Origin of the sequence: Flavobacterium anhuiense (assembly GCF_004151235.1) — a bacterium.
GTDB lineage: Bacteria > Bacteroidota > Bacteroidia > Flavobacteriales > Flavobacteriaceae > Flavobacterium > Flavobacterium anhuiense_A.
In genome coordinates this window covers 1-21,140 of the sequence record NZ_JUIV01000017.1, presented here as the reverse complement: position 1 = coordinate 21,140, position 21,140 = coordinate 1, and the positions used below count along the sequence as shown (strand labels likewise).

At 33.2% G+C, this 21,140-nt stretch carries 18 protein-coding genes and 2 pseudogenes; 8 read left to right on the top strand and 12 right to left on the bottom strand.

The genetic code is table 11. The features are described 5' to 3' along the window. The first annotated feature begins 221 nt into the window (after positions 1 to 221). Positions 222 to 470, top strand: a complete 249-nt coding sequence (locus NU08_RS17425) for a hypothetical protein (protein WP_242502587.1) — start codon at positions 222 to 224, stop codon at positions 468 to 470. A gap of 90 nt (positions 471 to 560) precedes the next feature. Here NU08_RS17425 and uvrA read toward each other — a convergent pair whose 3' ends face one another. Beyond that, a complete protein-coding gene (gene uvrA / locus NU08_RS17420) occupies positions 561 to 3,356 on the bottom strand; it encodes an excinuclease ABC subunit UvrA (RefSeq protein ID WP_129748385.1) in 2,796 nt (931 codons plus the stop codon). 516 nt (positions 3,357 to 3,872) lie between these two features. Here uvrA and NU08_RS17415 point away from each other — a divergent pair. Both NU08_RS17415 and NU08_RS17410 read left to right on the top strand, forming a co-directional pair. After that, on the top strand, positions 3,873 to 4,457 hold the full coding sequence (locus tag NU08_RS17415) for an RNA polymerase sigma factor (protein WP_129748384.1): 585 nt from the start codon (positions 3,873 to 3,875) through the stop codon (positions 4,455 to 4,457). Between the two features lie 744 nt (positions 4,458 to 5,201). Continuing rightward, positions 5,202 to 6,266, top strand: coding sequence for a tetratricopeptide repeat protein (locus NU08_RS17410; RefSeq protein WP_129748383.1), 1,065 nt, complete (start codon positions 5,202 to 5,204; stop codon positions 6,264 to 6,266). Between the two features lie 64 nt (positions 6,267 to 6,330). Here the strand turns inward: NU08_RS17410 and NU08_RS17405 are convergent, their stop codons facing one another. After that, entirely contained in the window at positions 6,331 to 6,993 is a 663-nt protein-coding gene (locus NU08_RS17405; protein ID WP_119789814.1) for an endonuclease III domain-containing protein, read from the bottom strand. A gap of 291 nt (positions 6,994 to 7,284) precedes the next feature. Between NU08_RS17405 and bcp the strand changes: the two genes are divergently transcribed. Next, entirely contained in the window at positions 7,285 to 7,737 is a 453-nt protein-coding gene (gene bcp, locus NU08_RS17400) for a thioredoxin-dependent thiol peroxidase (RefSeq protein ID WP_129748382.1), read from the top strand. A 267-nt stretch (positions 7,738 to 8,004) separates the two neighbouring features. Here the strand turns inward: bcp and NU08_RS17395 are convergent, their stop codons facing one another. Beyond that, positions 8,005 to 9,465: a TonB-dependent receptor gene (locus NU08_RS17395; RefSeq protein ID WP_129748381.1), complete on the bottom strand. Its 1,461-nt coding sequence runs from the start codon at positions 9,463 to 9,465 to the stop codon at positions 8,005 to 8,007. Positions 9,466 to 9,554: 89 nt separating this feature from the next. Between NU08_RS17395 and NU08_RS17390 the strand changes: the two genes are divergently transcribed. The 3 genes from NU08_RS17390 to NU08_RS17380 are packed head-to-tail and all read left to right on the top strand — an operon-like array spanning position 9,555 to position 11,310. Next, positions 9,555 to 10,319 carry an MBL fold metallo-hydrolase gene (locus NU08_RS17390; RefSeq protein WP_129748380.1) on the top strand — a complete coding sequence of 255 codons (765 nt, stop codon included), beginning with the start codon at positions 9,555 to 9,557 and terminating at the stop codon, positions 10,317 to 10,319. Positions 10,320 to 10,331: 12 nt separating this feature from the next. Next, on the top strand, positions 10,332 to 10,835 hold the full coding sequence (locus NU08_RS17385) for a hypothetical protein (protein WP_129748379.1): 504 nt from the start codon (positions 10,332 to 10,334) through the stop codon (positions 10,833 to 10,835). Between the two features lie 46 nt (positions 10,836 to 10,881). Continuing rightward, positions 10,882 to 11,310: a hypothetical protein gene (locus tag NU08_RS17380; protein WP_242502586.1), complete on the top strand. Its 429-nt coding sequence runs from the start codon at positions 10,882 to 10,884 to the stop codon at positions 11,308 to 11,310. Positions 11,311 to 11,397: 87 nt separating this feature from the next. Here the strand turns inward: NU08_RS17380 and NU08_RS17375 are convergent, their stop codons facing one another. The 5 genes from NU08_RS17375 to NU08_RS17355 all read right to left on the bottom strand — a co-directional run bounded on the left by NU08_RS17375 (position 11,398) and on the right by NU08_RS17355 (position 16,347). Next, on the bottom strand, positions 11,398 to 11,967 hold the full coding sequence (locus tag NU08_RS17375; protein WP_129748378.1) for a cysteine hydrolase family protein: 570 nt from the start codon (positions 11,965 to 11,967) through the stop codon (positions 11,398 to 11,400). Between the two features lie 47 nt (positions 11,968 to 12,014). Continuing rightward, positions 12,015 to 12,659, bottom strand: a complete 645-nt coding sequence (locus NU08_RS17370; RefSeq protein WP_129748377.1) for an alpha/beta hydrolase — start codon at positions 12,657 to 12,659, stop codon at positions 12,015 to 12,017. 108 nt (positions 12,660 to 12,767) lie between these two features. Then, entirely contained in the window at positions 12,768 to 13,094 is a 327-nt protein-coding gene (locus NU08_RS17365; protein WP_129748376.1) for a hypothetical protein, read from the bottom strand. Between the two features lie 4 nt (positions 13,095 to 13,098). Further along, on the bottom strand, positions 13,099 to 14,349 hold the full coding sequence (locus tag NU08_RS17360) for a dihydroorotase (RefSeq protein WP_129748375.1): 1,251 nt from the start codon (positions 14,347 to 14,349) through the stop codon (positions 13,099 to 13,101). 69 nt (positions 14,350 to 14,418) lie between these two features. Continuing rightward, positions 14,419 to 16,347: a vWA domain-containing protein gene (locus NU08_RS17355; protein WP_129748374.1), complete on the bottom strand. Its 1,929-nt coding sequence runs from the start codon at positions 16,345 to 16,347 to the stop codon at positions 14,419 to 14,421. A gap of 247 nt (positions 16,348 to 16,594) precedes the next feature. Here NU08_RS17355 and NU08_RS17350 point away from each other — a divergent pair, with 247 nt between their 5' ends. After that, positions 16,595 to 17,707 carry a lactonase family protein gene (locus NU08_RS17350; RefSeq protein WP_129748373.1) on the top strand — a complete coding sequence of 371 codons (1,113 nt, stop codon included), beginning with the start codon at positions 16,595 to 16,597 and terminating at the stop codon, positions 17,705 to 17,707. 107 nt (positions 17,708 to 17,814) lie between these two features. Here NU08_RS17350 and NU08_RS17345 read toward each other — a convergent pair whose 3' ends face one another. The 4 genes and pseudogenes from NU08_RS17345 to NU08_RS22565 form a co-directional block, all read right to left on the bottom strand. After that, a complete protein-coding gene (locus tag NU08_RS17345; RefSeq protein ID WP_129748372.1) occupies positions 17,815 to 19,164 on the bottom strand; it encodes a DEAD/DEAH box helicase in 1,350 nt (449 codons plus the stop codon). Positions 19,165 to 19,344: 180 nt separating this feature from the next. Beyond that, the gene (locus NU08_RS17340; protein WP_129748371.1) at positions 19,345 to 20,109 is read right to left on the bottom strand and encodes a TIGR02757 family protein; all 765 of its coding nucleotides are present in this window, start codon (positions 20,107 to 20,109) and stop codon (positions 19,345 to 19,347) included. Positions 20,110 to 20,123: 14 nt separating this feature from the next. Beyond that, a pseudogene (locus NU08_RS22570) lies at positions 20,124 to 20,573 on the bottom strand (ABC transporter ATP-binding protein); the annotation flags it as partial. Between the two features lie 216 nt (positions 20,574 to 20,789). Then, positions 20,790 to 21,002 (bottom strand): annotated as a pseudogene (locus tag NU08_RS22565) (ATP-binding cassette domain-containing protein); the annotation flags it as partial. Between the last annotated feature and the right edge of the window lie 138 nt (positions 21,003 to 21,140).

Below are 21,140 nucleotides of genomic sequence, written 5' to 3'. Positions count from 1 at the left end.
TGAATAAAAATTAACTTTATCATGAATGTTTAGCATTTGTTTGCTCAAATAGCAGTTTTTTTTCTAACAAAACGATTAAATGTAGGTGTTTTTTTATTTTTTAGAATTAACTATTTTTGCAGGAAATTACGAATAAAAGTGTAACCAGAATTAATTGTAGATTAGTAATTATGAAGTACAATCATCTCAGCCATGAACAAAGCATGCAAGTATTTTCTAATATGATATCAAACAAAGTTCATAATGGATTTACTTTAGAAGAAAGAAACGATGAATTGCTTTTTGCAGTTTTATCTAAAGGAGGAAAAGTGGTTAACCACAGTTTAAATTTTTTGATTTTTTGTTTAACTCTAGGTTTATGGTCATTTGCTTGGCTATATCTAACTTTTGAGGCTTCAAAACAGAAAAAGATTTTAGTAGCTATTGACGAAGACGGTCTTCCATTTGAGGAAAGATGTTTGGTGGCTTAGAACATTTAAAAAAGAAAAATAAATATAAAGCCATAAATACAGTTAATCAATTGTATTTATGGCTTTGTTATTAAAAAATGAGGCAATTGCTTATAATTTGTCTTTTAAATAAACTCCCGTTACAGATTCTTTTACTTTAACAATATCTTCTGGAGTTCCAGATGCCAATAAATGACCGCCATTTTCTCCACCTTCAGGACCTAAATCAAGTATCCAATCGGCACATTTAATTAAATCTAGATTATGTTCGATTACAATTATAGAATGTCCTTTTTCTATTAAAGCATCAAACGAAGCCAAAAGTTTTTTAATATCATGAAAGTGAAGACCCGTTGTAGGTTCGTCAAAAACAAACAAAGCTTTGTCTTTTGTAGCGCCTTTTACGAGAAAAGAAGCCAATTTAATACGCTGTGCTTCTCCACCGGAAAGAGTAGAAGAAGATTGCCCTAATTGAACATATCCTAAACCAACATCTTGTAATGGCTGTAATTTTTGAGTGATTTTAGACTGCTTGTTTTTTTCGAAAAAAGCAATTGCATCGTCAATCGTCATGGTAAGAATATCATTGATATTTTGATTGTCAAAAGTAACTTCTAAAATTTCTTTTTTAAATCGTTTTCCTCCACAAGTTTCACAAGGCAGTGAAACATCGGCCATGAAAACCATTTCGACATTTATAGAGCCTTCTCCTTTACAAGTTTCGCATCGACCTCCGTCAACATTAAAAGAGAAATGTTTGGCCTGATAACCTCTTATTTTTGATAATTTTTCTTTGGCATACAAATCACGAATATCGTCATACGCTTTAATGTACGTTACAGGGTTTGATCTAGAGCTTCTTCCAATCGGATTTTGGTCTACATATTCAATATGCTTAATTTGAGAAAATGATCCTGAAATCTCAGAAAATTGTCCTGCTTTTTCGGCAGCGCTTTCTAGTTTTTTCTGAACAGCAGGAAACAAAATTTTCTTAATTAAAGTACTTTTTCCGCTTCCAGAAACACCTGTAACAACCGTTAGAACATCTAAAGGAAAAGTAACATTAATATTTTTTAAGTTGTTTTCGCGTGCGCCGATTATATCAATATGATTTTTGTATTTTCTTCTTTTCTTCGGAACAGTAATTTCTAAATCGCCATTTAAATATTTAGCTGTCAGAGAATCTGATTTCAAAATTTCATCATAAGTTCCCTGAGCAACCAGTTTTCCTCCAAAAGTTCCAGCTTCTGGGCCAATGTCAATAATCATATCGGCAGCTTTCATGATATCTTCATCATGCTCAACCACAATTACCGTATTGCCAAGATCACGAAGAGAAAGCAATACTTTAATTAACCTTTCAGAATCTTTAGGATGCAGACCAATACTTGGTTCGTCGAGAATATACATTGAGCCAACCAAGCTGCTTCCAAGAGAAGTAGCTAAGTTAATTCGCTGAGATTCTCCTCCAGAAAGAGTTGCAGAATTTCTATTTAGAGTAAGGTAATCTAAGCCAACTTCAGATAAAAAAGACAAACGATTATTAATTTCAATCATTAATCGTTTTGCAATTTGCTGTTCGTATTGGTTTAATTCAATGTTCTTGAAGAAAGTAACCAAATGTTTGATTGGTAAATCAACCAGATCAGAAACTGTTTTTCCGTTGATTTTTACATAAGAGGCTTCTTCGCGCAAGCGTTTGCCTTTACAAGCGTGACATTTCGTTTTACCACGATAACGAGACAGCATTACACGATTTTGAATCTTATAATTTTTTTCTTCTAATTCTCTAAAGAAATCATTCAGACCTTGGAAATATTGATTTCCCGTCCAAATTAAATCTTTTTGTTCTTCTGTTAATTGAAAATATGGTTTATGAATTGGGAAATCAAATTTATAAGCATGTTTTACCAATTCATCTTTATACCAGCTCATGCTTTCACCACGCCACGGATAAATAGCACTTTCGTAAACTGATAATGAAGTATTTGGAACAACTAGATCAGTATCAATTCCAATGATGTTTCCGTAACCTTCACAAACAGGACAAGCCCCATACGGATTGTTGAAACTGAATAAATGAACATTTGGCTCAAGAAAAGTTATTCCGTCAAGCTCAAAATTGTTGGAATAAGAAAACCTCTTTTCGCCATTTAATTCCTGAAGAAAACAGATTCCTTTTCCTTCAAAAAAAGCAGTTTGCACAGCATCGGCCAGACGATTGTAAAATTCTTCTTCTTCCTTTACAACAATACGATCAATAATCAATAAAATATCTTTATTATCGAATTGATGTAAATCTGAGGCAGAAAATTCATCTAAACGAATCATTTCGTTATCAACCAAAATACGGGCAAAACCTTGCTGCAAAAGTACTTTTAGTTTATCTTCAAGCTGTCTTCCTTCTTCTAAGTGAATAGGAGCAAGGAGAAGCCATCTGCTGTCTAGAGGAAGGCTTTTGACATCAGAAATAACATCTGTAACTGTATTTTTTTTAACTTCCTGTCCAGAAATAGGAGAGTACGTTCGTCCAATTCTGGCAAACAAAAGTTTGATATAATCGTAAATTTCAGTAGAAGTTCCAACAGTCGAACGGGCATTGGTCGTATTTACTTTTTGCTCTATAGCAATTGCAGGAGCAATACCTTTAATGTATTCTACTTTAGGTTTATCTAAACGACCTAAAAACTGACGAGCATAAGAAGATAAACTCTCTACGTATCGTCTTTGTCCTTCGGCATATAAAGTGTCGAAAGCTAAACTCGATTTCCCTGATCCTGAAAGACCTGTAATGACAACCAGTTTATTTCTCGGAATAACAACATCTACATTTTTTAAATTATGTACCTGCGCTCCTTTAATTATAATATTTGATTTTGGATCTATTTTAGAAAGGTCAATTTGCATAAAAAAGTCAATTTTTACAAAAGTAATCAATTTTGAATTGGATTTAGTTAAGGATTTAGTTCCAAATCTTAACTATTTTATCATAATTCGAATGACTTCTTTCGGCTGAAAAAATCTATTTTTAGAGTGTGAAAACATGCAGTTTAAAGTCTTTTTTAGAAAAATATCGATGAATTGTCGTTTTATTTCAAGAAAAATTGTAATTTAAATTTAGATTTTATGTGATAAATATATTTTATCTTGTTAATTGTAAGGTATTTACGTTTGTTTTTTAACACTTTTTGAGAGCTTTTATTTTACGGATTTTTAGCTCTTTTTGCGTAAATATTATGTTTATTGTACATTAATAAAAGTTTTACTAATAATAATTAATGATTTTATTTGCTTTTTAAAATTAAAATTTGTTAAATTTGGTCACAATATTAACATAACTCAAAAAAAGACACGCCTATATAAGAAAACTACTTTTTAGAAAATACTCCAAATTTTAAAATAAAACTAAAAAAAGTAGTTATTATGGCTGATCTGCATACTCCAGACGCTCTATTAGTAAAAAATTATGTTGACGGTAGCGAAGCTGCACTGGCAACATTAATAAAGAGGCACGAATCTAAGATATATGGTTTTATATATTCTAAGATTGCTGATAGAGATATTTCAAATGATATTTTTCAAGACACATTCATTAAAGTAATCAAAACTTTAAAAAGCAATTCGTACAACGAAGAAGGTAAATTTTTGCCTTGGGTTATGCGTATTTCTCATAACTTAATCGTTGATCATTTCAGAAAAACCAAAAAAATGCCGATGTACAGAGAAACAGAAGAATTTTCTATCTTCTCTATTATGTCAGATGATGCGCTTACAATTGAAGGCAAAATGATTGTAGATCAGGTAGAGCTTGATTTGAAAAAACTAATTCAAGAGCTTCCAGAAGATCAAAAAGAAGTATTGGTAATGCGTATGTATCAGGACATGAGTTTTAAAGAAATCTCAGAAGTTACTGGCGTAAGTATTAATACAGCATTAGGTAGAATGCGTTATGCGCTGATGAATTTGAGAAAAATAATAGATAAACATCAAATTATTTTAACCAACTAATACTATTTTGATAATTAGCCCGTTATACTAGTATAAAACATTTTGATAGTATGGGGAAAATTTACTCAAAAAAAGCACTAGCTTCTAAAAATCTTAAACCTAAAAAAGAAGTCGTTTCTTTTTTATTGAATTACTCGAAAGCCTTGACTGTTGTTAAGATCGACGATAAAAATTTTGAGATTATAGCTAATTAAACAGCCCACTGCTCCTGTCGGATGTTTATAAAAAACAAACCAAATGGTCGTTTTGGTTTAAGAGCTCACTGTTTGTATATTCTATATACAAGTAGTGAGTTTTTTGTTTTAAATTTTTTTGTGTAAAAAAAGTATAAGGTTTTACAGCATTTTTCTCTCTAATTTGTTAAAATTTAATATTTTGATTGGATTTTATGTGTTTGTTTGATTTTTAATTCTATTTTAGTTAAAAAACTAATTTTTTATTCGGTATAAATGCTTTTGTAAAGGATTATTCGCATTGAAAATTCAGTTTAAGTTAAAAATTAGAAAAACAATATATTAAGAATTAAATATTTAACCCCAAAACAGATTGTTTATGAAGAAAAACTACCCTGCTTTATTTTGTTAAGTTTGATGCCCATTTGATTATTGAGTGACAATTTGGACCAGCAAATGTTTCTCATAAAATAGTAATAAAGGTAATTTTCAATCCAGTTTAATTATCTCTTCTTACTGTACCTCAAAACAAACTAAGAAAATCATTTAATCACCAAAACTTAACCGCAAAATGAAAGAGAACATTAAAGTGTTGTCATGCTTATTGATGATAAGTATTGGCGCATTTGCCCAAAAAGACAAAATTAAGGAAGCACAGTCTTTATTTGATAAAGGAAATAGCCAGGAAGCTTTAGCGATTTTAACTAAGACAGAATATCTTATTCTTAACGCATCTGATGAAGACAAATCTGATTACTACTTCTTAAAAGGGAACGTTTTAAAAGATTTGGCTGTAAAAAATATAGATGCAGCAAATAATTTTACATTGGCATCGCAATCATATCAAGATGTATTTTTGTACGAGAACGAATCAGGAAAATTTAAATGGACCGTTAAAGCTAATATGGCTTTAAAAGACATGAAAGCCAGTCTTGTAAATGGAGCTATGGCAGATTTTAATGCTGGAAAATATAAAGAAAGTGCCGAGAAAAGTTATAAGGTATATTTATTCGACAAGAAAGATACTTTAAACTTGTACAATGCGGCCTCTTCCTCTATTAATGCAAAAGATTACAATGCCGCTGTAACTTATTATGAACTTCTAAAAAAGATTAATTATTCAGGAAAAGGTGTTTTGTATTACGCTACAAATAAGAAAACAAAAGAAGAAGATGTTTTCATTTCGCCAAAAGCTCGAGAATCGGCTATACAGCAAGGTCTTTATGAAAAGCCAAGAACAGAATCAGTGCCTTCTAAAAAAATAGAAGTGAACAACAATTTGGCTTATGCATATCTTGAGAAAAAGGATTATTCCAAAGCGGAATCCATTTATAATTATGTTTTAGAATTAGATCCAAATTATGTAGATGCTTATATCAATTTGGCTTATTTGAAATTGCAAATAAAGAAAGATTTAGCGGATGAAATTTCATCACTGGGAACTTCGCCAGCTGAGATGCAGAAGTACGATAAGCTGAATGCCAGAAAAGACGACATCACAAGAAGTGCAATTCCATATCTGAAAAAAGTGCTTACGCTTGAACCAAAAAATCAAGATGCAACAAAAACGCTGCTAGGCGTTTACAGATCGCTTGATATGACAGCAGAATATAATGCTTTGAAAGCGGGAATGTAGTTTCCTGTTAAAAGGTACAAAGTTGAAAAGTAACAAAGGTGCAGAGATTTTTATCTTTGCGCCTTTATTTTTTTGATGCTGTTTTTTGCAATTCTTCAATGAGAGATTTCTTTCCGACAGTTCTCGTGATGATATCTTTCTCTAAATTCCATCCGCGCGCAGGAGAATATTCTCGGCCGTACCAAATAATCTGCAAATGCAAGTCGTTCCATAATTCTCTCGGAAATAATCTCTTCGCATCTTTTTCGGTCTGCGCAACATTTTTTCCATTAGATAAATTCCATCGGTACATTAATCTGTGAATGTGTGTATCTACAGGAAAAGCAGGAACGCCAAAGGCTTGCGACATTACCACACTCGCTGTTTTATGTCCAACTGCAGGTAAAGCTTCTAGGGCTTCAAAACTTTGCGGAACTTCACCATTATGTTTTTCAATCAAAATTTCAGATAAACCATGAATCCCTTTTGATTTCATTGGAGATAAACCGCACGGACGAATAATTTCCTTAATTTCCTCCACCGACATTTTAACCATATCATACGGATTATCGGCTTTTGCGAACAAAAGAGGCGTAATCTGGTTCACTCGAACATCAGTGCATTGAGCAGATAGCAAAACTGCAATCAAAAGCGTATAAGGATCTTTATGGTCAAGCGGAACAGGTATAGTAGGGTAAAGTTCTTTTAAGGTGTCGATAACAAATTGTACGCGAGCTTCTTTATTCATTTCCGTGTTTTTAATGCTGTAAAAATAATATAATTTTAATGATGTGCCTAATCCAGCTTTCCGTTTCAACTCCTCATTATGCTAGCAACATTTTTAAGTATTTAAAAGAGCTTCCTTCGGTCGCTTTTTAAATACAAAAAATGTAAGCTATCATAATTCCGGGGTTTTCACTTCAATCTGGGGCAAATAAGTTATGAATTATGAGTTATTAGTTATTAGCTCGGTAAATAGTTATCAGTTATCTTTGTTTTTTAATCTAATATCTAAAATCAACAATCTAAAATAAAATATATGACAACATTAAAGGCAGGAGATAAAGCGCCAAACTTTTCGGGAATAGATCAAGACGAAAAAACACATAAACTAGCAGATTATGCTGGAAAAAAACTAGTAGTTTTCTTTTATCCAAAAGCAAGTACGCCAGGATGCACAGCAGAGGCTTGTGATTTAAGAGATAATTTTCACCGTTTTCAAGCCAATAATTATGAGCTTTTGGGTGTAAGTGCAGACAGTGCAAAAGCGCAAGTTAAATTCAAAGAAAAATACGAATTGCCTTTCCCGTTAATCGCAGATGAAAACAAATCGGTTATCAATGCTTTTGGAGTTTGGGGGCCAAAGAAATTTATGGGAAAAGAATATGACGGAATTCATAGAACAACTTTTGTAATCAACGAAAAAGGAATTATCGAAGAAGTAATCGAAAAAGTAAAAACAAAAGAACACGCATCTCAGATTTTGAAATAGTGGCTTTTTTGGTTCAAGTTTCAGGTTTCAAGTTTCAAGTTGCCTGTTGGAACTCATATTTTAACCGCAAAGCACGCTATGGTATACGCAAAGCTCGCAAAGCTTTAAATAGACTAAGCTTTGCGAATTTTGTATTTTTAGCGTAAACTGGTAGAAGAAAACTTAGCGTGCTTTGCGGTAAAAAAATATCCGCTCCAACTATAACCTGAAACCTGAAACAAAGAAAACTTGAAACAAAAAAAGTCCCTTTATTAGGGACTTTTTTTATTATGTATTTTGTTCTAATTCTTTCTGTGGGTGATATCCAAAAAGATGATGTTCTTTTATTAATTCTGCGATACCGGACGGAAGCATTGGTTCCCAACCTTTTTTGCCTTGGTTGATCATTTTTAAAACTTCTCTAGAGAAAACATCCAAGATGTTTGGATCGTAATCTTCAATATCAACCACTTTTCCATTGAATTTGAAGAATTTGTACAATTCTTTCATTCTAGGATGAACTTTTAAGTTATTCGAGTTCATTAAAGTACCATCTTCGTCCAACATTGGGTATAAGAATACCTTCATGTCTCGGTAGAATAATTTTCCAAAAGCTTCTAAGATTCCTCCGCTTAAGTGGCGATAATATTTCTCGTCAAAAATATCGACAAGGTTGTTTACACCCATTGCCAATCCCATACGGGCTTTGGTATAATTGGCGAAGTATTCTACCACTTTATAATATTCTTGGAAATTCGAAATCATAACCGTTTGTCCAAGCGAACAAAGCAATTCAGCTCTGTCCATAAAGTCGCGTTCGTCAATTTCGCCATCAGAACGTAAATTCGAAAGTGTGATTTCAAAAATAACAAGCGTATTGTTTTTTTCAACCTTATTCTCTTCAAGGAACATTTTTAATGATTTCTCATACATATCCATATTTACTTTCGTAACAGGACGGAAACTTCCTCTTAAAGCTAAAAGGTTTTTCTTGTATAAGATAGCTGCCGGTAGAATGTTTTTTCCTTCTGGATTAAACATTACGGCATCTGTCATTCCGTTTTTGACCAATTGCAAACTCATCAAACGATTGTCAACATCGGCAAAACGCGGTCCAGAAAAGTTAATGGTGTCGATCTCTAATTGATCTTTGTCTAAGTGATCGTATAAGTAACGAAGTAATCGTTTTGGATCGTTGTATTTGTAAAAAGCACCGTAAATTAAGTTAACTCCTAAAATTCCAAGTGTTTCTTGCTGTAATCTTGCATCGGTCTCTTTAAAACGAATATGAAGGATGATTTCGTTGTAAGCTTCGTCTGGTTCGATTTGGTATCGAATTCCAACCCATCCGTGACCTTTAAATTGTTTAGCAAAATCTATCGTCGCTACAGTGTTGGCGTAACTAAAGAAAAGTTTTGTTGGGTGTTTTTCTCTGCTTAAACGCTCTTCAATGATCTGACTTTCATGGGTAAGCATTTTTTTTAAACGCTCTTCGGTAACATATCTTCCATCAGTTTCAGCGCCATAAACGGCGTCACTAAAATCTTTATCGTAGGCAGACATCGCTTTTGCAATAGTTCCTGAAGAACCTCCGGATCTGAAAAAATGCCTAACTGTTTCTTGTCCAGCGCCAATTTCAGCAAACGTTCCGTAAATATTCTCGTTTAAATTAATGCGTAATGCTTTGTCTTTTATAGAAGGAATCTGTTCGATGACCTTGTCACCTTTGAGTTTTATTTCTGTACCCATTTTGTTTTAAATAGATTTGTTACAAAGTTAGTAAATTAGCAGTCTAATGAAAGAGAAATAATCTATTTTTGTAAAAAAATTAAGTTCAATTGAAGGTTTATTTTTTAGGTACAGGCACTTCTCAAGGCATTCCAATTATCGGAATCGATCATCCAGTTTGTAAAAGCACTGATGCTAAGGATAAAAGGCTTCGTGTATCCATTTGGATAACATGGGGCGAGCATTCGTATGTGATAGATTGCGGTCCTGATTTCAGACAGCAAATGCTTTCATGCGGATGCCGAAAACTTGACGCAATTCTTTTTACCCACGAACATTCTGATCACACTGCTGGCTTAGACGATATTCGTCCGTTTAATTTCAGACAAGGAGAAATTCCGATTTACGGACATAAACGCGTTTTAGATAATTTAAGACGTCGTTTTGATTATGTTTTTGAAACTGTAAATAAATATCCAGGAGCTCCAAGCGTAAAAACAATCGAAGTGCAGAATAATGCGCCTTTTGCTGTTGGAGATAAAATGGCAATTCCAATAAACGCTATGCACGGCGATTTACAAGTTTTTGGGTACAGAATCGAAGATTTTGCTTACTTGACCGATGTAAAAACAATTGAACAAGCTGAAGTTGAGAAACTGAAAGGAATAAAAGTTCTAGTGGTTAATGCTTTGCGTGTTGAACCTCATGATACTCATTTTAATCTTAAAGAAGCTCTCGATTTTATTGATCTAGTTAAACCTGAAAGAGCTTATTTAACGCATATTAGCCACGTTTTGGGTTTTCATGAAGAAGTACAGAAACAGCTTCCTGAAAATGTTTTCTTGGCTTACGACAATTTAGAAATTACAATTTAATTATACCACACAATGAAAAAATCTTTAATGCTTTATCTTTTTATTCTTGCCATTTTGATGAATGTTTTTACGTATTCATTTTATAGTGGAGAAGTAAAATTTGGACAAGAGCGATATGATAAAACAACTAAGAAACTAAGAGATAGCATTAGTTTGATGAAAAATAAATTGGCAGAAGCTGATTATTTTTCTTTAGAACATAATGAAAATGCGCAAAATTACTTTGATAACAGTGCTTCTGGCGGAAAAGTGATTTTATACGAAAAACTGATTCCAGTTGTAACTGAAAAATTATTAGATTTCAATGCAAATCCAAAAGGGAATCCTTACACAGGACAAGATCAAATTGGCCCAAACAAATTTATCATTAATAAAGTAAAAATCTTGAACCACCGTTGGATTATTGCAGATTACAGCAATGGTGAATTATGGGGAGAAGTCTTGTTAAAATACTTTGTTGATAACGACGATAATATTACCTTTGAAGTAAATCAAACTTGGTTATATCAAAAATAGGATTTTATAATCCTATTTTTTTTGACCTTTAAATAAATATAGGATTATGAAAAAGATGTTTTTGTTTTTGATTATTGCAAGTACATTTTCTTGTTCAAAAAAAGTTTCTCAAGAAAATACAAGCACAACTCCAAAAGAAACTAAAAAGGAAGCTGTCGTTGGAGGAGATTCCGATTCTCATGGATGTAAAGCTTCAGCAGGCTATACTTGGTCAGTTTTGAAAACAGAATGCATCAGAGTTTTTGAAAACAGCACAAGACTAAACCACGCTGAAGATGGAAAAACGTATTCTACAGTTTCGTATGTGATTTTTGACGGAAATAAAGCAGAACTCTTCCTAGATACTCAAAAAGAATCGATAATTCTAGAAAGAAAATCAGAAGGTGATTCTTGGGTTAACGGCGATTGGCAGTTGATTCCGTGGAAAGGATATGTTCTGAAAAAAGCAGGGAAGATTCTTTATACGGGAGAATAAAGTTTACAGTCGCAGTCTCAGTTTTCAGTTAGAACTTTGTAAAAGTTTTTTTATAGTTAGACTGAAAACTGAGATTGCGACTGAATACTAAACAATTTCTTTAATGAACTCAGAATCTATGACTTGAGCAAATTCTTTGTTTAGACTTGCTAAAGCAGTCTGATGTATTAATTCGGCAGAGAAATTTTCTCCGTTTATGCCTTTTTTATTGAAAGTTGCTGTTGCATCAGAAACCAGATAAATGTTGTAACCGAAATTTCCTGCCATTCTTGTGGTAGTAGAAACACAGTGGTCTGTAGTTAAACCCACAATAACAAGATTAGTGATTTCGGCATTATCAATAAGCTCTTTTAAATTAGTTCCAATAAAAGCACTGTTGACATTCTTTTTAATAATGATTTCTCCTTCAAGAGGTTTTACCACATCTTGAAATTCATTTCCCGGGTTTGTCTCGTTTAAAATTGAATTCGGATTTGAAGAGCAATGCTGTACGTGAAAAATAGGCAGTTTTTTGTTTCTCCAAATTTCCAGAAGTTCGCCAGCTTTTTCTTCTGCTGTAACATTATTACGATCGCCACCCCAATAGGCAACATTGTGAAAACCTTTTTGGATATCAATTAAAATTAAAGCGGGATTATCAAGTTTTGAAATGCTCATTTTATAAAGGATTTAGTGTAAACTGCGACTGAGAATTGCGACTGAAATTAACTAAGCAACCAATTCTTAAAATCAAAGAAATTCTGAGGTGCAACTCCATGTCCAACAGGGTATTCTCTGTAAGTAAGAGGAATATTTAATTTTTCTAAAGCGGCAGGTGTTTTTCTTGCCCATTCAATAGGAATAACTTGATCGACAGTTCCGTGTGACGCGAAAAACTTTAAGTTTTTGAAATCATTGTTTTGAAAACCTTCTTTGATGATTTCTTCGTTAAAATAACCACTCATTGCCACAACTCGCTGAATTTTTTCTGGATAAGAAAGTGCCGTTGCATAACTTAAAATTGAACCTTGACTGAATCCGATTAAAGTAACATTGTTGGCATCAATTGGGTAATTTGCTACTAGTTCATCAACAAACTTTGCAATTAAATCTCTTGAAGTTTTTGCTTGTTCGTTGTCTGAGAATTTATTTTGATCTGCATCAAAGTTGATAGCATACCATGCATAAGCACCATATTGTAAATCGTAAGGTGCTCTCGCAGAAATGATGTAATAATTATCTGGAAGTTCAGAAGCAAAAGAGAATAAATCGGCTTCGTTGCTGCCGTATCCGTGCAATAAAAGCAATAACGGATTTTTGTCTAAAATTACTTTTGGTTCTCTTATTTTATATTCTAAAGATAGATTCATTTTTTTAGTGTTCAGTGTTCAGGTTTTTAGTATTCAGTTTGAACTTTGTCAAAGTTTTGGAGCATCCAGTTTTGGAATTTGGATTTTTTTTAATTGGAATTTAAAAATCTATCCAATTTTTTTAAACCATTTTTGGAATAAATTTCCAACTAATGGAATTGGTCTCATTTGTCCTTGAATGGCATTGAAAATACCGAAAGTCCATAGAATTGAAATACAAATCCACATTGGGAAAGTAATAAAGAAACTATCAAAATTACTGATGATTGCCCCCAAAGAAATAAAGGTTAAAGATAATCCTAAAGATTGACGGATATGAAAAGAAGCAAAACTGTTTTTGTTCTCAGAATTCATGCTCATAGCAATTAAAACGCCAATGATTAGAATGTAACTGGTAATAGCAATTGGTTTTCCTTCTTCGATTGAATTATTCATTTTATTATTTTGTAACTAATTGATTTTGATTTAAAATTCCGTAAACAGAACCTTTAAGTTCAGTTCCTAAAAAAGCAGAATTTTTAGATTTTGAAAGGATGTTTTCTTTCGTAAAAGTTGATTTTCCTTCTGTGGTAAACAAAGTTAAATTTGCTTTTGCACCTTCTTTGATTGTATGATCTTCAAGGCCAAAAACATTTCTTGTAGCAGTTAATTTCGTTACAATTGTTTCTACTGGTAAAACCGTCAGTAAAGCTCCAAAAGCACTTTCTAAACCAATTGTTCCGTTTTTGGCAGTATCAAATTCCATTTTTTTGAATTCGATATCAATTGGGTTGTGGTCTGAAGTAATCATATCGATAGTTCCGTCAGCAATTCCGTTAAGTAAAGCTTGTCTATCAACCTCAGTTCTTAATGGTGGCGTAACTTTAAAACGAGTGTCAAATCCGTCCAGTTTTTCATCCGTTAAAACCAAATGATGTACAGATACGCTGCAAGTTACGTGTAAACCTTTTGCTTTAGCTTCTCTAATTAATTCAACCGATTTCGCAGTAGAAATGGTCGGAATATGGAGTTTTCCGCCTGTATATTCCAATAAAAATAAATTTCTTGAAATTTGAAGTTCTTCCGCCAAATTTGGAATTCCTTTTAAGCCTAATCTTGTAGAAACAATTCCTTCGTTTGCAACACCATTTCCTTTAATGTTTGGATCTTGCGAATAAGCGATTACCAATCCGTCAAAATCTTGAACATATTGTAAAGCGATTTTCAGGATGTTGGCATTGTCAATACTTTTATTATAGTCTCCAAAAGCGATTGCTCCAGAATTTTTCATATCAAAAAGCTCCGCCATGTCTTTTCCTTCGCTAGCTTTGGTTAAAGCGCCTATTGGAAAAATTTCTGTTGCAGAACCGTTTGCTTTATTTTTTACAAAATTTACCTGAGATTGATTGTCAATTATTGGCAATGAATTTGGCTGTAATGCGATTGCAGTAAAACCACTTTTTGCAGCAACGTTTAATCCGTTTGCGATAGTTTCTCTGTCTTCGTAACCTGGCTCACCTAGCGAGACACTGCTGTCAAACCAGCCTTGAGAAACATGAAGATTGTCAAATCGTACCACTTCTGCGTCATCGTTTGGAAGCGAAACGCCTATTTTTTCTATTAAACCATCTGCAATTAAAAGATCAACGGTCTGGTTGTGAAACGGACTTTTTGAGTCGATAATTTTGGCGCTTTTGATGATGAGTTTCATATGTAGATATTTTTTTGTCGTAAAATGATTTTTGTAAAAAGTAAAATGCCTTTAAAGGAAGCGCAAATTCTATTTCACAAATTTTATAATTGCCATTTCTAATGCTAAAAATAACAGTGCAAAGATAACAAACCATTTCCAAATTTGGCTGTCAGTTCGCTCAGTTTGTAGTGTGTTAAAAATAGTTGAAATGGTATCGGCAGTTTTAAAATCAGAAACCACATTGGTGTTTACTTGGCTTAAATCGCTTTCGGTTCTTTTGTAATTGAAACTGATATTTTCTACCCATTCTTTTTTGTCAAAAACACTGTAATTTCTAGCTGTTTCAGGAAAATCATTAAAGGTTAATTTGACTTTATTATTTAAAATCTGCTGAACAGGAATAAACGAATCTTCTGTTCCTTTTACTTCCAAAATAGCATCTTTAGTCAATAAAACATCAACAAAATAAGGCTGATTATTTCCAATTGTCAAAGCATTCACGCCAGTTTTCTGATTGTTTTGCGCAATTTTATAAAATAACGGAACAATTAAAGGCGATTGCTGAAAATTGGAATTTGCACTATTTATTGGCGCTGTAAAAACCGTTATTCCAGAAACCTGATTTTGAACGGCTGTTACAAAAGCAGTTTGGTCTTCAAACGAAAGAACAGCTGGATACGAACTCGAAACGGCAAACGAACTGTTTACTTTCGGATATTGAAAATTGGTTATTTTGTTTTCAAAAACGCCCGAAAATAACGGATGGTCAAAATTAATTTTAGTGATCAATTTAGGATTCGTTTCCAAATTTCCAAATTGAATTTTTCCAAAATTACCCAATAAAGCATTTAAACTCGAAAGAGAAGTTTTTTCAGATGGAATCACAACTAAATTTCCTCCTTTAGAAACAAAAGCCTTTAAAGTGGTTTGTAATGCTTGCGGAATATCAACCAGTTCATTTAAAATAATAGTATTTTGTTTTTCTAAACTATTATAATCTAAAGAACCGATTGGATAATTGTTGTAATTGAATTCTGCAGAAGTGTAAATTCGGGATAAAAAATTGCTTTTTTCAGGTTCACCAATACTGAGAACGTTTGTTTTTTTATTTTTTGAAATGCTGAAAAACAATTTGTTGTCATAAGTCAATCCATTGTCTTCAATTGTTACATATCCATGAAAAGCCTCTTTCGGAATAGTAAAATTGATTTTCTTTTTCTTGGTGTCAAAATTGACAATAGTTTTGGCGATCAGTTTATTTTGATTGTAAAGCGCTGTTGAAACTGGTTTAAAATCTTCGCCATAAGCCGATAAATCAATGCCAATTTCGTAGAAGTTTTCTAAAGTCTGATTGATATAAACGCTGTCAATCGAAACATTGTTTTTTTGCTCCGCTTCTGGAACAATAAAGTATGGTTTTTCTTCGAAATCTATAGTTGCAATAGCTGCTTCCTTTAAACCGACAGCATCAGTAATAATGACAATATCTTTTTTATGAGCCGATTTATGGGCTTTTATTTTAGCTGTAATTGCCGAAAGATCAAAAGGAGATGCGCTGTATTTTAAGTTTTGTAAAGCGCTTCTAGAAGATTTTATATCCGTATTCCAGAAATTTTCAGTGTTGGTTAAAAGTGAAAATTGTGTGTTTTCTGGAGTGTTTTCAAGCAATTCCTGTACAGCTCTTTTTAGTAATTCTCCTTTTTTGCCTTTTGCCTGCATACTGAAAGAATTATCCAACACAATATACATCTCGTTTGAAGCGTTCTTACTGTCGGCAGCTTCAAAAAAAGGCTGTGCAAAGGCGATAATGGCGCAGGTGAGCAACAGCAAACGAGTAGCCAATAAAAGACGTTTTTTGATTTTAGAACTCTTACGAGTCTGAATTGCAAGTTCTTTTAAGAAGCGAACATTGGTAAAATAGGAAGTTTTAAATCGTCTTAATTGAAATAAGTGAACCAAAATTGGAACGATCAATAAAAACAGAAAGTATAGAATTTCGGGATGTTTAAAATGCATTCTGGCTTCGATTTACTTCACTACGTTTTGTTTTTCGCGAAGATGCTGGTCAAAAATACGAATTAAAAATTTATTAAACCATATAAGTTCATGTAAGAGATTATAAGTAAAGTCGAAAGTCAGACTTATATAACTTATAGGGTTTTAAAAAATACCAAAAAATGAAACTTTTGTAAATTCTTTGTGATAAAGAATTTATTTTGAACAAATATTATTGCTTATTTTAGCTAATTCAAAAAAACAAACTATGAAAAAAATATATCTAGTGTTATTTTCAGCTTTATCATTAACCACGGTTAAAGCTCAAAATAAATTTAACTTACTGGTTGGAACTTACACCAATACTTGCCAAAGCAACGGAATCTATGTATATGAATTTGATGCTTCTACAGGCGATTATAAACTAAAGAGTTCTTCGGAAAATGTTGTTAGTCCGAGTTATTTATCGGTTTCTGCAGATAATAAATTTATTTATGCTGTAAACGAAAATGGAACACAAAGTACAGTAAGTTCTTTTTCATATGATTCGCAAACGGGCAAAATCAATCTTTTAAATAAAAATGATTCTTTTGGAGCAGATCCTTGCCATTTAATTAATGATGATAAAAATGTAATTGCTGCCAATTATTCTGGCGGAAGCATTGTTGTTTTTAAGAAAAATCCAGATGGAAGCATTACAGAAAAACAACAGCTTATTCAGCATGAAGGAAAAGGGCCAAATGCGGCGCGTCAGGAAAAAGCGCATGTGCACATGGTTATGTTTTCTCCAGACAAAAAGTTTGTTTTGTCAAATGATTTAGGTTTGGATAAAGTGTTTATTTACAAATACAACCCAACTTCAAAAAATGAAATTCTGACTTTAAAAGGAAGTGTTGATGTAAAACCTGGAAGCGGACCAAGACACTTAACTTTCAGTAAAGATGGGAAATTTGTGTATTTAGTTCAAGAGTTAGATGGAACTTTGACAACATTAAGCTGGGATAAAACAGGAAGTTTAAAAGTAGTTGCTGAGACAAGCATTCTTCCAAAAGATTTTAAAGGCGGAACAGGAGCAGCGGCAATTAAACTTTCGCCAGACGGAAACTTTTTATATGTTACTGATCGTGTAGATGCAAATGCTATTTCAGTTTACAAAATTGCTAAAACAGGAAGTTTAGAATTGGTAGAGCAGCAAAGTACATTAGGAAAAGGCCCACGTGATTTTGCAATTGATCCAACAGGAAATTACCTTTTAGTAGGTCATCAATATACTAATGATATAGTTATTTTTAAAAGAGATATCGCAACAGGAAAATTGACAGATACTGGCAGAAGAATCCAGATGTGTTCGCCAGTGGGACTTTTGTTTACGAAAATTTAGTTCTTTTAAGGTTCAAAGAAGCAAAGGCTCAAAGGTGCAGAGGTTTAAAACTGTACTTTTGAGCCTTTTGCTTTGTAACTTTGTTCCTTTGAACCTTTGTCCCTAAATTATTTATTTTTCTTTTTCTTCTCGTTTCTCGTCTTCAACATATTTCTATTAACCGAACCATGTGTTTTCTTTTTGGTTTTTGAAGGACCTCCAAGATTGACTTTTTGGTTCTTTTTGGATTTTTCGTGAAAAGCACCTTCACCTTCCAGTTTCGGTTTTTTCAATAAAAACTTTCTTGGCAATTTGTCTTTTTCAGCTTCGATAAGTTTTTCGGAAATTTCAACTTCTTCTGGGAAATCAGCTATGTCAAGTTCCTGATCCATTAAAAGTTCAGTTGCAATTTTGAATTCTTCTTCTCTAGGAGTAACAAAACTGATTGCTGTTCCCGTTGCGTCTGCACGTCCTGTACGACCAATTCTGTGCATGTACAATTCTGGCTCTTCTGGAAGTTCAAAGTTTATTACGTGTGTAATGTTAGAAATGTCCAAACCTCTAGCCATAACGTCGGTCGTAATTAAACCGCGAAGATTTCCTTCTTGAAACTCAGCCATCGTACTCAAACGGTAATTTTGAGATTTGTTGGAGTGAATAACACCAAATTGTCCATCAAAAAGCTCATCGATACGATTGAAAAGCATATCTGAAATCTTTTTGTTGTTTACGAAAACTAGAATACGACTCATGCTTTCGTCGGTTTCTAGCAAGTGTTTTAAAAGATTTACTTTTGTATTGAAATTTGGAACATTATAAGTAATCTGTGTAATTTTTTCAAGAGGAGTTCCTGATGGTGCTAATGTCACTTCTTCAGGGAAATCAAAATAATCATTTAAAAGATCATCAACCTCGTCTGTCATCGTTGCCGAGAATAGAATATTTTGACGCTTGGTTTTCATCATCGCAAAAAGCGAAGTCAGCTGTGGTCTGAAACCTAAATTCAGCATTTCGTCAAACTCGTCGATAACCAGTTTTTGCGTTTCGTCAAAACGAACTACAGCATCAAGAGCCAAATCCATTGTACGTCCAGGCGTTCCGACTAGAATGTCAACACCTTCGTAAACGGCTTTTTTCTGTGTATTGATGTTTACGCCTCCATAAATACCTAAAGTTTTAACCGACATATATTTAGTCAGTTTTTCTACTTCTTCAACCACTTGAACGACTAATTCGCGTGTTGGAACTAGAATTACAATCTTTGGTGTGTTGGTATGAGTAAATTTGTAAAGCTTTAAAAGAGGCAATAAATAAGCAAATGTTTTACCGGTTCCGGTTTGTGCAATTCCCATCATATCACGTCCAGACATGATTACAGAAAAAGATTTTTCTTGAATAGGAGTAGGCGTAACAAATCCTAATTCGTCAACTGCTTTTTGTAATGATTTTGGAAGATTAAATTTTTCGAAAGTGCTCATTTGCTTTAAATTTTGTGCAAATGTACGTTAAATTCGTGGTTTTTTGTTGAATTTGTAATTTTTGATATCGTATTGGTGCTTTGAATGTCACTCTGAGAGATGTCAAAGAGCGCAACGATTGGAGAGTGGGCTTCGACTCCGCTCAGCCTGACAGTTATGTGTTTTTAGATCTTAAAAAATTTAAAACCCTTCAAAAACACCCAATCCAAACAAAGCAAAATCATATTTTACAGGATCTTGAGCATCCATTTCTCTTAATTTTGTATCTAATTCCAGCAAAGCTTTTGCATCATTTTGCTTTCGCGAAAGAATGCCAAGTTTGCGGGCAACATTTCCAGAATGAACATCTAACGGACAAGATAAAACAGATGGCGAAATGCTTTTCCAGATTCCTAAATCGACTCCTTTTGCATCTTGGCGCACCATCCATCTCAAATACATGTTGATTCTCTTCGCCGCCGAATTGTTTAACGGATCTGAAATGTGTTTCTGAGTTCTTGCTAAATGATCTGTTTCGAAAAATATTTTTTTGAATTCACTGATGCTTTTCTGTAAACTGTCTTTTTCTTGATTTTTAGCAAAAACAGATTCTAGTCCGTTGTGGTTTTGGTAGATATGTTTTAAGCCTTTTATGAAACCAGCAAAATCGTGTCCGTTGAAGGTTCTGTGGGCAAAAGTTTCCAGTCTTGCCAAATCTTCATCAGAATGCGACATGACGAAATCGTAAGGCGTATTGCCCATTAGTTCCATCATTTTATGCGAATTCTTGATAATCATTTTACGGTTTCCCCAAGCAATTGATGCGCTAAGAAAACCAGCGATTTCGATATCTTCTTTTTGGCTAAAAAGATGCGGAATCTGTACGGGATCACTTTCTATAAAATCCCGATTGTTATATTGAATGACTTTTTCGTCTAGAAATTCTTTGAGTTCTTTTTGGTTCATTTTGAAGCGAATGCTTAATTACTAATCTGTCCGTCAACCATAACTAATTTTCTATCAGCCATATTGGCTAATTCTTCGTTATGAGTTACAATAACAAAAGTCTGCCCAAATTCGTCTCGAAGCTGAAAAAATAATTGGTGTAAGTTTTCTGCAGAATGTGTGTCCAGATTTCCTGAAGGCTCATCTGCGAAAATTACATCGGGTTTATTGATTAAAGCTCTTGCAACGGCAACACGCTGCTGTTCACCGCCCGAAAGTTCGTTAGGTTTGTGGTTGATTCTATGTGAAAGTCCGAGATAAGTAAGGAGTTTTTTTGCTTCTTCTTCTGTTTCGGCTGTTTTTTTGCCTGCAATGTGAGCCGGAATACAAACGTTTTCTAAGGCTGTAAATTCAGGCAAAAGTTGGTGAAATTGAAAAATGAATCCGAGATTTAGGTTTCTAAAGTCGGATAAAACTTTGTCTTGTCTGCTTTTCTTTTTGAAGTAGCGATTATAGTAAAATAATAATAGTAAAGTTGGTGTGAGGATTACTGCCCATGTGCCATAACCGAATATATCGTTTTCTACTTTACTTCTAAAAAACAATACAAATACTGCCAATAAAACAAAATAAAGTGCTCCCAACCAAGTAATGATTTTAAAAGCTTTTTCTTGATTCGAACTTTCGTTTTTTATATTTTGAAGCTCTAAAACGTTTTTGCCGTTAATAGTCAGAGATGAATCTGGATTATGGTCTGGTTTGTCTAAAGTCCCTAAAATCTGCAATAATGTCGTTTTACCAGCGCCCGAAGCACCAACAATAGAAACAATTTCACCTTTTTTGATATGTAGATCGACTCCTTTTAGAACTTCAAGTTTGTCGTAGAATTTATGTATGTTTTTTGCGTGTATCATGTAATGAAACTGTTTTTACAAAGAAACGAAGATTATCATTATAATCAAATTCCAATATTTTTTAAATTCCAAATTCCAAAAGAGCGAAGCGATTTTGGAAAATCTAAAATCTAAAATCTAAAATCTAAAATCTAAAAT